The organism is Roseateles sp. GW821-FHT09G09 (assembly GCF_059415965.1).
Window position 1 is genome coordinate 43,816 of sequence record NZ_JBWKOG010000004.1, and the last position, 13,280, is coordinate 57,095.

Sequence of the window (13,280 nt, forward strand, 5' to 3'; positions counted from 1 at the left end):
AGAACGGAATTCAACAAAACGGAATTCGTTTGTTGGATGCAAATATAGCTGTGTCGCTGAATTCGTTCAACAATAGCGAAATGACCATGCCAGACACCGCCGATGACGCGCCGGATGCGAACGACCGCGAGGATCCCCAAGAGCGGGAGGATCGTGATGATCGCGAGGACAGGCGCGGCATCCAGAGCATCGAGGTGGGTGGCCGCCTGTTGAAGGCCGCGGCGGCGCGCGGCCAGCCGCTGCCGCTGAAGGCCTTGTCGCAGGCGGCGGAGATGAGCCCGGCCAAGGCGCATCCCTACCTGGTGAGCTTCTGCAAGCTCGGCCTGATGCGGCAGGACCCGGCGACGGGCTATTACGGCCTGGGCCCCTTGGCGATGGAGATGGGCCTGATCGGCATGCGGCAGATCGACCCGATCCGGCTGGCGACGGCGCGGCTGGAGGCCCTGGCCGAGGAGATCGGCCACACGGTGGCGATCGCGGTGTGGGGCTCGCAGGGCGCGACGATCGTGCGCACGGCGGCCTCGCCGGCGGCGGTGCACGTGACGATGCGGCACGGGACGGTGGTGTCGCTGTCGGACACCGCGTCGGGGCCGCTGTTCGCGGCCTACCGGCCGGAGGCGGAGATCAAAGCGATGCTCGCGGAAGCGCGCCGCAAGGGCCCGGCGGACCTGGCGCGCGTGGGGCCGCACGATCGACCGCGCGAGTTGCCGACGTGGGCGGCGTTCTCAGCGACCTTGGGTGAAATCCGCGGCCGCGTGCTGCACCGCTCGGTGGGCGGGATCGTCGAAGGCGTCAGCGCGCTGGCCGTGCCCGTCTTCGACAGCGATGCGCAGATGGCGCTGGCGCTGACGGCGATCGGGCCGTCCGGGGCTTTCGATGCGGCGTGGGATGGCGCGGTGGCGCGCGGACTCACAGGCGCGGCGACGGCGTTGATGCGCGAGATCGGGGGGCGGTTCCCTGGCTGATGTTGGATCTGTACGCGAAGTGTGTAGGGGGTCTAGTCGCGGCGGCGGGGGCGCTTCAGCCTGGAGGCGGAATGTCGAGTCATGCCTGAAGTGGCCGGAAGGCCCAATACGTTGCTTCTACCCGAAGCAGGTCGCCAGACTGAAGTTCGAGCTCATAGCGCTGAGCAGCGATTTGCCGTGCGACGTTGACCGAGCAAGATCGCCCCCATGGCTCGTGTCTTGGGAAATCCAAGGTGCGGAAACCTTCGAAGACCAATTGGTAGACGCCCCCTCCCACGACGCGCAGAACCAAGTCGCAACGCCCAGCTTCGTAGCTGATGTGAATATCGGACAGCGTGGCATCGTGGAGCGGTAGGTCAGCGAATTTCATCAGCAAAGTATGTCCGCTTCCGCTGCAAAGCGTCCGTCCACTTCAGGCTGCAAGCGGTCTGTCGCCCCTCCGCTCACGCGAACCAGCGACCAGGAAGAATCCGTCGCCACCAGCGACGTCCTTGACCGCGGCGCTCGGACAATTGGCTTCCCCGCCAAGACAGCACCTCGTTCGCACGAACCTCGGGATATTGCCGAAGGAACTCCTGGGCGAAATGCTCGAAGGACACCTGCGGGTGCGCCCCGAAAGCCAGCTTGTGAAATCGCTGAAGCAGGTAGCGTCTGGGCAACGGGTGCGGCAGCTGCTCGTCGGTCTCCCGCAAAGAAGCCCAGAACGCACCAGCAGCCTGAAGGACCAAGAACTCCGAGCCTAGTTCGCCCAACGGAACGACGTAACCCACGCCGAGCGTGGACGTCAAACTTCCGTCGAGAACGCGGAGTCGAGCATCTAGCGTGTCCAGCCAATCTTCGTAATCGTGCAACGCGGTCATGCTGGTCTAGCCGCCGTAAGCCATGTGATGGGTCGCGCGACTCTAGCAGTGGAGGGGAGTGCTGGAGACGCCATGTCCGCTTCCGCTGCAATGGGGACATCGAGTAGCAGCCGAGGCCGCACCGGCATGGGCCGACGGTCCCTCCGTGTTCATCTTTGCAGGCTGAGGCTTGATCACCGACTGGTCTGCCGGGCTGGCGTCGAGCGCTGCGTCATGAATCGCGAGGGCAAGGTCTCAGGGCGATGACAGCGCTCGTCATCCCATCGACACACGCGCTCCCTAGAGTGCCGCGTTTTCCTCTCCCGGCACTCGCGACATGTCTGCTTCCCTGCGTCTTCCTTTCGTCCTGCGCCCGCTGTCTCTTGCCGTGCTGACGGCCTTCCTCATGACCGGCTGCGGCGGCGGATCCGATGGCGACGATCTGAGCGTCGCCGTCCTGCCCGATGCGCCGAAGGGCCTGGGCGCCGCGGAGACAGCGCCGGTGCAGGATGAGACGAAGGTGCTCCCCTTCGTGGACTTCGCGTTCACCAACCAGCGCGGCGATGCGCGCTATGCCACGCTGGAGACGAACGCCGGCGTGCGCGTCGTCGGCGGCATGCTGGCGCTGTGGCAGCCGAGCACCTCGATCGTGGACGCGGGCGTCACCGCGCCCGCCAACGGCAACTTCCCCGCCGTGACCGCCTCCCCCTGGACCGGCATCCCCGGCGATGCGACCGACGGCAAGGTGCTCAACACCGCCGTCCACAACGCCAACATCCAGTACGTGATCGACGCGACGACCAAGCGCACCGAGGCCCAGTCGCTCGCCGCCTACCTCGACGATCGCCGCGGCAAGGGCGTGAGCATCAGCGACGGCCTGGGCCCGCTGACCGCGGCCTGGCGCACCGCGTCGGGCATGAGCACCACCATCACCGGCGTCCCCGCCGATGCCACGACCGTGCTCTACAACGACGGCGGCTCCGACATCGGCACCGGCAGCGCGACCAACGCGACGCTCGGCAAGGCGGTCGACTTCATCGGCAACGTCGGTGAGAACGCCTCCACCGAGCCCGCCAAGCGCTTCTACAAGTACGCCCGCCCGTGGCGGTGGAGCAGCAGCGTCGTGGTCGTGCCCGCGCTGATGCCCGCGCGCAGCAGCACGCCGGCCACCGATGGCGGCTTCATCAGCGGACACACGGCGGAAGGCGTGCGCAAGGCGCTGGCCATCGCGTACCTGGTGCCGCAGCGTTATCAGGAGATGGTCGCCCGCGCGCTCGAGATGGGCGAGAACCGCATCCTCGCCGGCATGCATTCGCCGCTGGACGTGATCGGCGGCCGCATCCAGGCGCAAGCCTCCGTGGCGGCCGCGATCGCCACCGGCGCCAACAAGGGCGATCCGAAGACGGTCGCTTATCAGCAGGCGCAATCGGTGATGCAGGCTGCCGCCGGCGTGACCAACGCCGAAGCGCTGAACGCCTTCGCCCACGCCGGCACCAGCGCCAACGACCGCTTCACCGATCTGGCGGCCATGCGCGCCGACGTGCTGCGCCGCCTGACCTTCAACCTGCCGACCGTCGGCGACGCCACGAAGGCGGCCGTCGTGCCCAAGGGCGCCGAGGTGCTCCTGGAAACGCGCCTGCCGTATTTGGACGCGGCACAGCGCCGCGTCGTGTTGAAGACCACGGCGCTGCCGTCAGGCTCGCCGCTGGTCGACGACGCGGAAGGCTGGGGCCGCCTGAACCTGTTCGCCGCGGCCGACGGCTTCGGCGCGTTCAACGGGGATGTCGTCGTCGTGATGGACGCGGCCAAGGGGGGCTTCCACGCCGTCGACGCCTGGCGCAACAACATCGCCGGTGCAGGCAAGCTGACCAAGCAAGGCAGCGGCACGCTGCGCCTGTCGGGCGCCAACGTCTACGCCGGCGGCACGCAGGTCGACGCGGGCACGCTGTCCGCAGAGAGCGCGTCCGCATTGGGCAAGGGCGATGTGTACCTGGCCGGCGGCACGCTCGCCAGCAAGGCGGCTGCTCCGCTGGGCATCGCGGGTCGCTTCAGCCAGCGCAGCGCCGCCGGTCTGCAAGTGCAGATGGGTGCGAACGGCGCGGGCAAGCTGACGGTGACGGGCGACGTCGCGATCGAATCGGGCGCCACGCTGACGGTGAAATTCGCTGCCGGCTTCACGCCGAAGGCCGGCGACACCATCGAGCTGATCTCGACCACGGGACAACTGGCGGGCCGCTACGGCACGTTCACCGTCGACGGCTTCAGCAAGATCACGCCCAGCTACGGCAACAACAAGCTGAGCGTGCGTCTGGACGGTTGAGGGCGACTACTCCTGCATGGCCCAATCGACGAACCGCTGGTAGTCGGCCAGGGCCTCGCAGGAGGCCTCTCCCAGCTCGAAGTCCTCGCGCAGGCGAACGCACCGGGTCCTGCAATGGACCGGGGTGGCTTGGGAGCGGCCGGGCACGAGCGGCATGAGCGCCATCAGGAGATGTCCCGGCGTCATGCCATGCGATCCAGATCCACCTTCGCCATCGGCGCCGCAGCTTCCATGACCAGCGCATACAGCAGGTCGGCCGTCATCGTCGCCTTGGCCATCTCCATGGCCTGCTGCGCCGCGATGGCGTACAGCAGCGGCCAGTGGGTCGGCTCCGGGCACAGCAGCTTGACGGTCGGGAAGAGCGCCGGCCACAGGTTGCGCACGTAGGCGATCGGGAGTTCACCTGGCCGATGGCCGTCGGGCAGCCGCGGGATGCCGAAGGCTGGCGTGCCGATGGTCGATGCGACGTGCCCCGCGACCTCGGAGGCCTTGGGCAAGGGATCCAGTCCGAGCGACTGGGCTTGCGCCGCCGCCAGGCTCCACACCGAGTGCTCCGATTCCAGGAGCAGCTGATTGGGCGGATCACCGAAGAAGTAGCGCTGACCGCCGGCCTCCATGGTGATGAAGGCGGAGAACTCCGGCGACCCTTTCCGCAGCGATTGCGCGCGGATGCTCATCTGGCAGGCGTAGCCGGCCAGGGCGCCGAGCGCAGTGAGCAGCGATTCGGCATGGACGTGGCGCTGCGGTCCTTGGCTGAAGCCTTCGAGCAGGCGTTGCAGGACCTCGCGCGCGCCGATCTTGGCGCCGATATGCGGGTCGGTCGCGCTCTGCTCGCGGATGGTGTTCACCAGTGCCGTGGTCGCGGGGTGCTCGCCGCTGGGACGTGGACGTGGGGCAGGCCTGGGCGACGGCGCGGGGGTCTTGGCTCCGATGCCGAACAGCTTCTTGAACATGTGATCTCTCTCCCTGGATCGTCCGGCGGGGCGAAGCGTCGATGGCGGCTTCTTGGCTCCCGGGACGGCGCGATTGTCCATGCGCGTGGGAGTCTCGCGATTCACCCCGTGGGGGGAATTTATACGGCGCCCTCAGTGGCGCCATTTCCGACGGCTTCTAGAGCATCGCGCGACTTCGCTTCGTGTATCGGCTTGGCGGGCGGAGGCTCAGCAGTCTCGACGCCGCTTCCCTGTCGAAGGGCATCAATATGACGGCGATGACATCGATGATTCGCTCAGTCCGCCAACCATGGCTTGCGACTGCAGCGAGCGTGAGTGGCTCCAGAACCAGCGCGCGCAACGGGTCTGAGGAAGCGACGGCGACGAGGATTCCACGCAGGCCATCCAGCCTGCGCAGACCGTGAGGTTCTGTGGCGATCACTTCAAGCAACTGAAGGGTGTGCTCCGTGGCCTTGGTCGAGCCGGTGGCAACGAGCAAGCGCAACGGCCAGGACGCTACACACGCAACACGGTTGGGCTCGTCTTGAGTCGCGGCAACCGCGAGCGCTTCCAGCAGCAAACCTTCAGCCGTTGGGGCCGATGGATCGGCTTCCACGACGGATGTAAGTGCCTGGCATCGATACCAGGGATGGTCGATCGAACGAGCAACGAGCAAGGCCCGTCCTGGATCCTTTGCTGCGAGTTCCGCCACTTCGGCTCGACCGATGACGCCTCTCCCAGTCGGGCTGTTCCTGAACTCCGCCAGATGCCGTCCCTGCATTTCGGATAGTCGCTGTTCCCACATTCTGCGTTGCCGCCTGCCGGAGCGCAGATCACTGCCGCGGCGAGGCGGGGACTTCACCGAGCGAGCCTGTCCACCCCGCGGCGGAGTGCGTCCAGATCTGACGTGACGGCCGCAACTGGTCGCGCTCCTCCAGGCAACCGAGACGGAGCACAGCATGCGTCGGGTTCTCCGCTGCCGCGCCGTACAGCGCCGTGCCGCAATCGGGACAGAACACCTGCGCGCGCCGGTTCCCGCTCTGCGCAACCTTCACGTACGTCTTGGGTGAGCCGGAGATCTCGAAGGTCGCCATCGGCGCGGAGACGACCGCGCGATAAGGCGCGCCGGACAGGACCTGGCAGTCGTCGCAATGGCACACGACGACCTGCGCAGGGTCGACCTCTCCGCTGAACCTGATGGCGCCGCAGTGGCAAGAACCGTGGACTCGCATGACGGCAATGCTTCGAAGTTCCGACACCTGGCAGTCTAGGCCTCCCTGGCCACGAGTTGTCCCATGGGGGCGCCATGTCGAGGCATCGGCTCGGTCGGCGTCGGCCGCTGCCGACGCGATGCGCCCAATGGCGCCGCGCCGGCCTCGCGAAACGCCGCCAGCCGTTCCGCATACGGATCCAGCGCATCCTCCGCCTTGCCGAGCGGCAGTCCCACCACGACCGCGAAACGTTCGGGCGTCACCTGTCCCTCGACGATCAGTTCGTCGACCAGCGCCAGCAGCGCCTCGCGATGCGCGTCGATCAGCGCCGTGGCGCGCGCGTGCTCCGATTGCAGCAGCGCCTCGACCGCCGCGTTGGTGAGTTCGACGTCGGTGCAGACGTGCTCCTCGCTGTCCGTGGACACGTCGACGCGACCGATGCGCTCGCCGTGCCCCAGGTAGCGGAGCATGCGCGCCGCCGTCCGCGTGGCCTTGCGCAGATCGCTCGAGGCGCCGCTGGAACTCATGTCGCTGCCGAAGACCAGCAGCTCCGCCGCGCGGCCAGCCAGGCTCGTGCAAATGGAGTCGAGCAGGTTCCGCCGCGACCACACCTTGCGCGAGGTGTACGCGTTGTAGCCGCCCTCGAAGCTCGCCACGTGGATCTTGATCTCCCGGGGCGCCAGACCGAACAGCAGCGCGTGGACCAGGCCGTGACCAGCCTCGTGCACCGCGAGCAGCGCCCGGAAGTCGGCGTTGGTGCGCTGGCGAAGGCGATTGATCTCGAAGGGCTCGGCGATGACGCCCGACAGACCGCCCCACTGCGCGATCAGGCTGCGACCGTCGGCGCTCAGGCGAACGCAGTCGCCGGTCGCGGCGCCGCGTTCGATCGCCCACAGCGCCGCCTTGGCCAGCCCGGTCCCGAGGATCGCGTGCAGCGACGAGAACAGCGGCCGGGTGCCCTGCGCGGGGAACACGGCGTTCGCGTAGATTTGCGCGTGCACGCTGTCGGCCAGCTCGAAGCGCAGGCCGCAGCGCGCTTCAGAGTCACGCACATAACGTGCGCAGCCCTGCGCGATCACCTGCTCGTACGCGCGCCGCGACAGCGACGGGTAGATCACGTGCTCGTTGCCCAGCCGCGCCACCTGCTCCGGCTTGAAGCGCTGGTTGAGCGCCTGCTTGACGTCGATGACGCTGAGCTTGCCGGTCATGGCGTGGAAGATGTCGGCATCGCTGTCGCAGTCGTCGACGCTGGTGGCGAGGTCCTCGTACATTTCGTCGAGGTTGCCGCAGACGAAGACGAGCAAGCGGCTGTAATCGGTCTCCCAGTGCTGCTGACCGCTCTCGCGGAATGCGCGCAGCCGCGCCTGCACCTGATCCGGCGTCCAGGCCATGATCTCCATCAGCGGCTCGTCGAGCTTGAGGGTGCGCTGCAGCTCCTGCGCCTCCCAGCCGCGGAGCTTGAAGCGCAGCTTCGCGGCGTCGGCGTCGGCGCGCTCGGCGTCGAAGGCCGCCTCGGCGATGGACGATTCGATGTCGGCCAGCAGCGACAGTGCCGGCGGCAGACGGCCGTCGGAGAGCAGGGCCCAGACGTCCTGGTAGCGCTCGACGCGCAGCTCGTCGCGCTTGGCGTTGATCGTGCGGAAGCGCTGGAACTCGTCGAGCGCGAGGATGCCCGGCTCGCCCTCGCGCACGCCGGATTGCGCCAGCATGCCCGAGATGCTCTGCGCGCCTCGCATCCCCGCGCCGTTGGAGAAGCCGTCCATCTGCACTTCCACGAAGCGGTCGTAGAAGCCCAGCAGCTGCGCCAGGCGGCGCACCAGCTGCGTCTTGCCGGTGCCCGTGAGGCCCCAGAGACAGACGATGACGGGCCGCGAGACGAGCTCGGGCAGCACGTACCACGCGCGCACCGAATCGATGACGCGGTCGATGATGGCGTCGATGCCGAACAGCTCGGTCTTGAGCCGGGCGGCGACGTCTTGCAGCTGCTGGTTTCTCTGCGCCAGCTGCGTACGCAGGTCGTCGGATTCATTCATCCCAATCCTCTCTTCGCAGCAGCGCCTGCAGCGCCACGCGGTCGGCGCGGCGCTGGGCACCGCGGCTCTGGATGTGTTGGCCGGCGCCGCGCAATCCACGCTGGGCCATCGCGCGCGCCACGGGGTCGCGCGCGCCGGGGCTCGTCTCGAGCACCAGCGTCATGGCTTGTTTCATGCGGCGCAGGGCCTTGACCCGCCCCTCCTGGAGGGCGCGGGAACGGAGTTGTGCACTCATTGCGGTTTCCGAAAAGCAAAAGCCCCGGCTCAATGGCGGCGGGGCTTTGCATGCCGCGCGGTCTGAGGCCGTATCTGTGAACAGACACGGTTCAGCCGGGGCTCGGGAACCGTGTTCAGTCGATCGTCGAGATGAACAAGGAGGACATAAGAGGGATCTCCGTCATGCGGGCGCTGTCGTGGGCGCCTTCAGCAGTTGGGCGCGGATGATGCTCATGGCGACGCGGCCGCGCAAGTGCGATTCGTCTGCGATGCCGCGGCGCGTTGCGGCGCGCCAACGATGACCATCAGCCCGGGTGTGCCCAGGCGGCCACGATCGCAGCAGGCAGGCAAGTCCTGGCACGGCGCTCCGACCGGCCGAAACGCGAGGGTCACGATGTGGCGCGCGTGCCGCGCGCCTCTCCCGGTACATGAACGCGCAGGCCCAGCTCAAGATCGCCGAAGGTGTCGCTGCCGGCAAGGTGCAGACGATCGTCGTGCCCTATGACTTCAGGGGCATCGTCAACGCCAACCCGGCGCGCTGACGGGTCGGCGCGCAGGCCTCAGGTCTGCGCGAGCGCCTGCGCCTCGAGCTGTGCTTTCAGCCCGTCCGGCAGCTTCAGCTGCCGGGCCAGCTCGTCGAGGTAGGCGCGCTCCATGAAGCTGGTCTCGTCGACCATCAGCAGGCTCGCGAGGTACATCTCAGAGGCGATCTCCGGCGTGGTGGCCGCTTGCGCGACCGCGGCCGGATCGAGCGGACGACGCAGGATGTCCTCCTGCCAGCGGCGCAGCTCAGGGTCGTCTTCCTCGCGGCTGAGCGCCTGCTCGATCAGTTCGCGCTCGCGATCGTCCAGGTGACCATCGGCCTTCGCGGCCGCGATCATCGCCAGCAGCACGGCGCGGCTGTGCTCCTCGGCCTCCTCCTGCGGCACCCGGTCCAGCGTGCGCGGTTCGGCCGCGAGATGCGCTTGCGATGCCGCAGGCGAGCCGGGCGTCCACGCCGTTCCTGGCGCTTGTCCTTGTTGCCCTTGCGACTGCTGTTGCGCCTGCCAGGCGGTGTAGGCCTTGTAGGCCATCAAACCGAGCGCGGCGATGCTGCCGTACTTCAGCGCCTTTCCGCCGTAGCTGCGGCCGCGCTTGCTGCCCAGCAGCGCACCCAGCACGCCGGCCACGCCGGCGCCCGCGCCGATCTTGCCGAGCCCGCCCAGGTTGCCGAGATTCCCCAGGTTCCCCAGGTTGCCGAGACTGCCCAGCCCACCGAGTCCGCCAAGCCCGCCTGAGCCGCTTCGGCCCGGCATGTTGCCGCCCTGAAGCAGGTCCCGACCCGATCTCAGCAGTTGATCCAGAAGTCCATGCGCACTCATCGCCAGCCCCTTTCAACACGGTAGAAGAGTCTGTCAGTTGAGGGCGTCGGACGGTATCCCCAGTCCGACTAGCCTGTCGAACGATTCGGTCGGGCCGGCTTGTTCGCTGCCGACGTCGGTGCTAGCGATGACGCGCCAATCAGCATCACGCCGAGTCGGGCACCATCGAAAACATGTGCGCGTCCCACGGCTTGCCGTCCACGCCCCGGATGCGATTGCGCAGCAGACCCTCGTAGTGCGCGCCGCAGCGCCGCGCCACGGCGAGGCTGGGTTCATTGCCGTCCGCCACCACGATCTCGACGCGCATCAGCTGCAGCTTCTCGAACGCGTGCCGGCTGAGCGCCCGCACCGCCGACGACGCCGCCCCCTGGCCCTGCCAGGACGAACGCACCCAGTAGCCGAGGTTGCAGAACGGATGCACCGCATGCAGCGAGTTGAGCCCGCCGCCGCCGACGAAGTCGCCGGTCTCGCGGTCGAAGATGCCGAACTCGTAGCTCGTGCCGCTCTGCCAGGCCCGCGCGCAATGATCGAGCCACTCGGCGCCCTCGGCGGCTGAGAACCCCGCATGCGCCCACTTCATCCAGCGGCCGATGGACCCATGCGACTCGCGCACCGCCGCGACGAAGTCCGTCAGATCGGCGGGCCGGTAGGGCCGCAGCACGAAGCGGCCTTCGATCAGTTCGACGCTCGCCGCGCCGGGCGCGACGACGGCACCATCGTCCCAGACCTCGCCGGCGAGCTGCCTCGCGCCAGCCAGGGTCGAGCGCTGGTAGCGCGACAGTCGCGGTGCGAGCGCGGCCAGCGCCAGCCCCGCTGCCTCGTTGCCGCGTCCTTGTGCCGCGTAGGTGAGCGACAGGATGGCGCGGGCCTCGTCGTGCAGCGGCCGGTCGTGGCCGGGCTGCATGTGATGCGCCAGTTCGCCGACGAGCAGTGCCTCGCTCTCGTCGAAGCGCTTGAGCCAGCGCAGCGTGCTGCCGAGCTGGATGACCGCGCGCGTGCGGCGGTAAGGATCGAGCCTGCCCGACTCGAGCGCGGCGCGGTACAGCGGCTCGGCCTCGGCTTCGAGCCCGGCCGTGTCGCGCGCGCAGGCGCGCTCGAAGAGGGCGCGCGCATCGTCGTCGGGACGCTCGGCCGCGAGCGCGTCGATCTCGTCGATCAACTGCGAGCCGGTGAGATCCGGCGCGCGTCGCCAGACATCGTCGACGCGCAGGGTCCAGGCGTCGTGGAACGGTGCGGGTGCGGTCATCGAGCCAGTCTAGCGACTGCCCGCGATCGTGCTGGAAGTCTGCAGCACGATCATCGCGATCGTGGCCGCGGCCATCGCCACCGTCGCCAGCCAGCCCAGCACGCGCCACAGCGGCGGCATGCGCAACTCGCCGACGATCCGGCGGTGCGACGCGGCCACCATCACCGCGATCATGATCGGCACGGAGATCACCGCGTTCACGACGGCCGACCAGTACAGCGCCTTGATCGGGTTGAAGCCCGACAGGCTGAGCGCCAACCCGATCAGCATCGCGCCGCTGAGGATGGCGTAGAACGCCTTGGCGGAGTGGGCCGGCCGGTCGAGCCCGCGGCGCACGCCCGCGAGCGTGGCGACGGCATAGGCGGCCGAGCCCGCCAGCACCGGCAGCGCCAGGAAGCCCGTGCCGACGATCCCGGCGGCGAACAGCACGAACGCGAAGTCGCCGGCGATCGGCTTGAGCGCCTGCGCGGCCTGCGCGGTGGTCTCGATGTCGCGCACGCCGTGGGCATGCAGCGCGGCGGCGGTCGCGACGATCATGAAGAACGCGATCGTGTTGGAGAACCCCATCCCGACCAGCGTGTCCGTGCGCAGCCGGCGGAACTGCGCCGTCGCCTGCTCCGGCGCGATGGCGAGCGGACGATCCGCGTCGATGCGGCGGATCTCCTCGGCCTCCTGGTTGGCCTGCCAGAAGAAGAGGTAGGGGCTGATCGTCGTGCCGAGGATCGCGACGACGGTGGTCGTGTACTCGCGGTCCCAGTGCAGGGTCGGCACCACCAGCGACTTCAGTGCGAGCACCCAGTCCGCCTGCGCGGCGAAGCCGACGCCGACATAGGCCAGCAGCGTCAGCGTCAGCCACTTCAGCAGCATCACGTAGCGCGCGTAGGGCAGCCAGATCTGCAGCAGCAGCGAGAGCAGCGCCATGGCCACGACGAAGGCGCCCGGCGGACCGCCGACGGCCAGGTGCATCGCGTCGCCCATCGCGCTGAGGTCGGCGCCGAGGTTGATGACATTGGCGACGACCAGCAGCGAGACGAGCCCGACCACCAGCCAGCGCGGACACAGCTTCGAGAAGTTCTCGGTGAGGCCCTTGCCGGTGATGCGGCCGATGCGCGCGCTGGCGAGCTGGATGCCGACCATCAGCGGGAAGGTCACCAGGATGGTCCAGCCGACCGCGTAGCCATACTGCGCGCCGGCCTGCGAGTAGGTGGCGATGCCGCTCGGGTCATCGTCCGCGGCGCCGGTGATCAGGCCGGGGCCGAGCTTGCTCCACCAGGGGGCGCTGACGGGCACCTTGCCGGCGGGCGAGTCGTCGGTGGGCGCCTCCTCGGAGGGCGGATCAAGCTCGGGCACGACAGCCATCACATCTTCGGCTGGCCGTTGGAGGCCATCACGCCGCCGTCCACAGGCAGGTTCACGCCGTTGATGAAGCGCGCGTCGTCGCTGGCCAGGAAGGCCACGACGGCGGCGATGTCGGCCGGCTCGGCCGGGCGGCCGAGCGGCAGGCGTTCCATGAAGCGGGCGACGAGGTCCTTGTCCTCAAGCATCTCCTCGGTCATGCCGGTCCGCGTGAGCGAGGGCGCGACCGCGTTGACCCGCACGCCCCGGCCGCCGAAGTCCAGCGCCAGCGACCGCGTGAGGTTCACCACGCCGCCCTTGGCCGCGTTGTAGGCGCACATCTGCCAGTCGCCCGAGAGGCCCGAGACCGACGCGGTATTGACGATGCAGCCCTGGCGCTTCAGCAACTCCGGCATCGCGGCGCGGCAACCATGGAAGACGCCGCTGAGGTTGATGGAGATCGTCTCGTTCCAGTCTTCCAGCGAGACGGTCAGCGCGTCGCCTTCGGTGCCGATGCCGGCGTTGTTGACGATCACATCCAGGCCCCCGAAGCGCTTCACCGCCGCGGCGACGAGGGCCGCGACCTCGTCGAACTTCGAGACGTCGGCGACCTGCGCCAGCGTGCGGTCCTGCGGCAGATGGCCGGCCACCTGCTGGAGCTTGTCCTCATGTCGCGCGCAGATCACCACGTTGGCGCCTTCCTGCGAGAAGCGCTCGGCGACGCCGCGGCCGATGCCGGACGACGCGCCGGTGACGATGACGGTCTTGCCCTTGAATCGTTCCATGCCGAACTCCTTTGAACAGGAGAAGGAGAGGCAAGGC

The 13,280-nt window shown here is 68.5% G+C and carries 13 protein-coding genes; 2 read left to right on the forward strand and 11 right to left on the reverse strand.

Annotation, left to right across the window (positions count from 1 at the left end):
* The first annotated feature begins 80 nt into the window (after positions 1 to 80).
* Positions 81 to 965: an IclR family transcriptional regulator gene (locus AC07O8_RS11615; protein ID WP_495048176.1), complete on the forward strand. Its 885-nt coding sequence runs from the start codon at positions 81 to 83 to the stop codon at positions 963 to 965.
* A gap of 79 nt (positions 966 to 1,044) precedes the next feature.
* Here AC07O8_RS11615 and AC07O8_RS11620 read toward each other — a convergent pair whose 3' ends face one another.
* Together AC07O8_RS11620 and AC07O8_RS11625 are read right to left on the reverse strand one after the other, a co-directional pair.
* Positions 1,045 to 1,335 carry a hypothetical protein gene (locus AC07O8_RS11620; RefSeq protein ID WP_495048177.1) on the reverse strand — a complete coding sequence of 97 codons (291 nt, stop codon included), beginning with the start codon at positions 1,333 to 1,335 and terminating at the stop codon, positions 1,045 to 1,047.
* 73 nt (positions 1,336 to 1,408) lie between these two features.
* Positions 1,409 to 1,825 carry a hypothetical protein gene (locus AC07O8_RS11625; protein WP_495048178.1) on the reverse strand — a complete coding sequence of 139 codons (417 nt, stop codon included), beginning with the start codon at positions 1,823 to 1,825 and terminating at the stop codon, positions 1,409 to 1,411.
* Between the two features lie 316 nt (positions 1,826 to 2,141).
* On the opposite strand from AC07O8_RS11625, the gene AC07O8_RS11630 reads away from it, so the two are divergent.
* Positions 2,142 to 4,124 carry an autotransporter-associated beta strand repeat-containing protein gene (locus AC07O8_RS11630; protein ID WP_495048179.1) on the forward strand — a complete coding sequence of 661 codons (1,983 nt, stop codon included), beginning with the start codon at positions 2,142 to 2,144 and terminating at the stop codon, positions 4,122 to 4,124.
* A 182-nt stretch (positions 4,125 to 4,306) separates the two neighbouring features.
* Here the strand turns inward: AC07O8_RS11630 and AC07O8_RS11635 are convergent, their stop codons facing one another.
* The 9 genes from AC07O8_RS11635 to budC form a co-directional block, all read right to left on the reverse strand.
* Positions 4,307 to 5,077, reverse strand: a complete 771-nt coding sequence (locus AC07O8_RS11635) for a hypothetical protein (protein WP_495048180.1) — start codon at positions 5,075 to 5,077, stop codon at positions 4,307 to 4,309.
* A 157-nt stretch (positions 5,078 to 5,234) separates the two neighbouring features.
* Positions 5,235 to 5,732 (reverse strand): hypothetical protein, encoded by a 498-nt coding sequence (locus AC07O8_RS11640; RefSeq protein WP_495048181.1) that lies wholly within the window; start codon positions 5,730 to 5,732, stop codon positions 5,235 to 5,237.
* 157 nt (positions 5,733 to 5,889) lie between these two features.
* Positions 5,890 to 6,288: a GFA family protein gene (locus AC07O8_RS11645; RefSeq protein ID WP_495048182.1), complete on the reverse strand. Its 399-nt coding sequence runs from the start codon at positions 6,286 to 6,288 to the stop codon at positions 5,890 to 5,892.
* 35 nt (positions 6,289 to 6,323) lie between these two features.
* Entirely contained in the window at positions 6,324 to 8,300 is a 1,977-nt protein-coding gene (locus AC07O8_RS11650; RefSeq protein WP_495048183.1) for an AAA family ATPase, read from the reverse strand.
* A complete protein-coding gene (locus tag AC07O8_RS11655) occupies positions 8,293 to 8,535 on the reverse strand; it encodes a hypothetical protein (RefSeq protein ID WP_297525041.1) in 243 nt (80 codons plus the stop codon). The genes AC07O8_RS11650 and AC07O8_RS11655 overlap by 8 nt, the downstream gene beginning before the upstream one ends.
* Positions 8,536 to 9,076: 541 nt before the next feature.
* Positions 9,077 to 9,877 (reverse strand): tellurite resistance TerB family protein, encoded by an 801-nt coding sequence (locus tag AC07O8_RS11660; RefSeq protein ID WP_495048184.1) that lies wholly within the window; start codon positions 9,875 to 9,877, stop codon positions 9,077 to 9,079.
* A 145-nt stretch (positions 9,878 to 10,022) separates the two neighbouring features.
* The gene (locus tag AC07O8_RS11665) at positions 10,023 to 11,123 is read right to left on the reverse strand and encodes a tetratricopeptide repeat protein (RefSeq protein WP_495048185.1); all 1,101 of its coding nucleotides are present in this window, start codon (positions 11,121 to 11,123) and stop codon (positions 10,023 to 10,025) included.
* Positions 11,124 to 11,132: 9 nt separating this feature from the next.
* Positions 11,133 to 12,482, reverse strand: coding sequence for an NRAMP family divalent metal transporter (locus tag AC07O8_RS11670; protein ID WP_495048186.1), 1,350 nt, complete (start codon positions 12,480 to 12,482; stop codon positions 11,133 to 11,135).
* On the reverse strand, positions 12,482 to 13,243 hold the full coding sequence (gene budC, locus AC07O8_RS11675; RefSeq protein WP_495048187.1) for a meso-2,3-butanediol dehydrogenase: 762 nt from the start codon (positions 13,241 to 13,243) through the stop codon (positions 12,482 to 12,484). Before budC ends, AC07O8_RS11670 begins: the two co-directional genes overlap by 1 nt.
* Between the last annotated feature and the right edge of the window lie 37 nt (positions 13,244 to 13,280).

Bases quoted from the DNA above. Each gene is read 5' to 3' on its own strand.
- AC07O8_RS11620 (WP_495048177.1), bottom strand. From the start codon at position 1,335: ATGAAATTCGCTGACCTACCGCTCCACGATGCCACGCTGTCCGATATT.
- AC07O8_RS11665 (WP_495048185.1), bottom strand. From the start codon at position 11,123: ATGACCGCACCCGCACCGTTCCACGACGCCTGGACCCTGCGCGTCGAC.
- AC07O8_RS11670 (WP_495048186.1), bottom strand. From the start codon at position 12,482: ATGGCTGTCGTGCCCGAGCTTGATCCGCCCTCCGAGGAGGCGCCCACC.
- AC07O8_RS11615 (WP_495048176.1), top strand. From the start codon at position 81: ATGACCATGCCAGACACCGCCGATGACGCGCCGGATGCGAACGACCGC.
- AC07O8_RS11630 (WP_495048179.1), top strand. From the start codon at position 2,142: ATGTCTGCTTCCCTGCGTCTTCCTTTCGTCCTGCGCCCGCTGTCTCTT.
- AC07O8_RS11650 (WP_495048183.1), bottom strand. From the start codon at position 8,300: ATGAATGAATCCGACGACCTGCGTACGCAGCTGGCGCAGAGAAACCAG.
- AC07O8_RS11660 (WP_495048184.1), bottom strand. From the start codon at position 9,877: ATGAGTGCGCATGGACTTCTGGATCAACTGCTGAGATCGGGTCGGGAC.
- AC07O8_RS11645 (WP_495048182.1), bottom strand. From the start codon at position 6,288: ATGCGAGTCCACGGTTCTTGCCACTGCGGCGCCATCAGGTTCAGCGGA.
- AC07O8_RS11655 (WP_297525041.1), bottom strand. From the start codon at position 8,535: ATGAGTGCACAACTCCGTTCCCGCGCCCTCCAGGAGGGGCGGGTCAAG.
- AC07O8_RS11635 (WP_495048180.1), bottom strand. From the start codon at position 5,077: ATGTTCAAGAAGCTGTTCGGCATCGGAGCCAAGACCCCCGCGCCGTCG.
- AC07O8_RS11625 (WP_495048178.1), bottom strand. From the start codon at position 1,825: ATGACCGCGTTGCACGATTACGAAGATTGGCTGGACACGCTAGATGCT.
- budC (WP_495048187.1), bottom strand. From the start codon at position 13,243: ATGGAACGATTCAAGGGCAAGACCGTCATCGTCACCGGCGCGTCGTCC.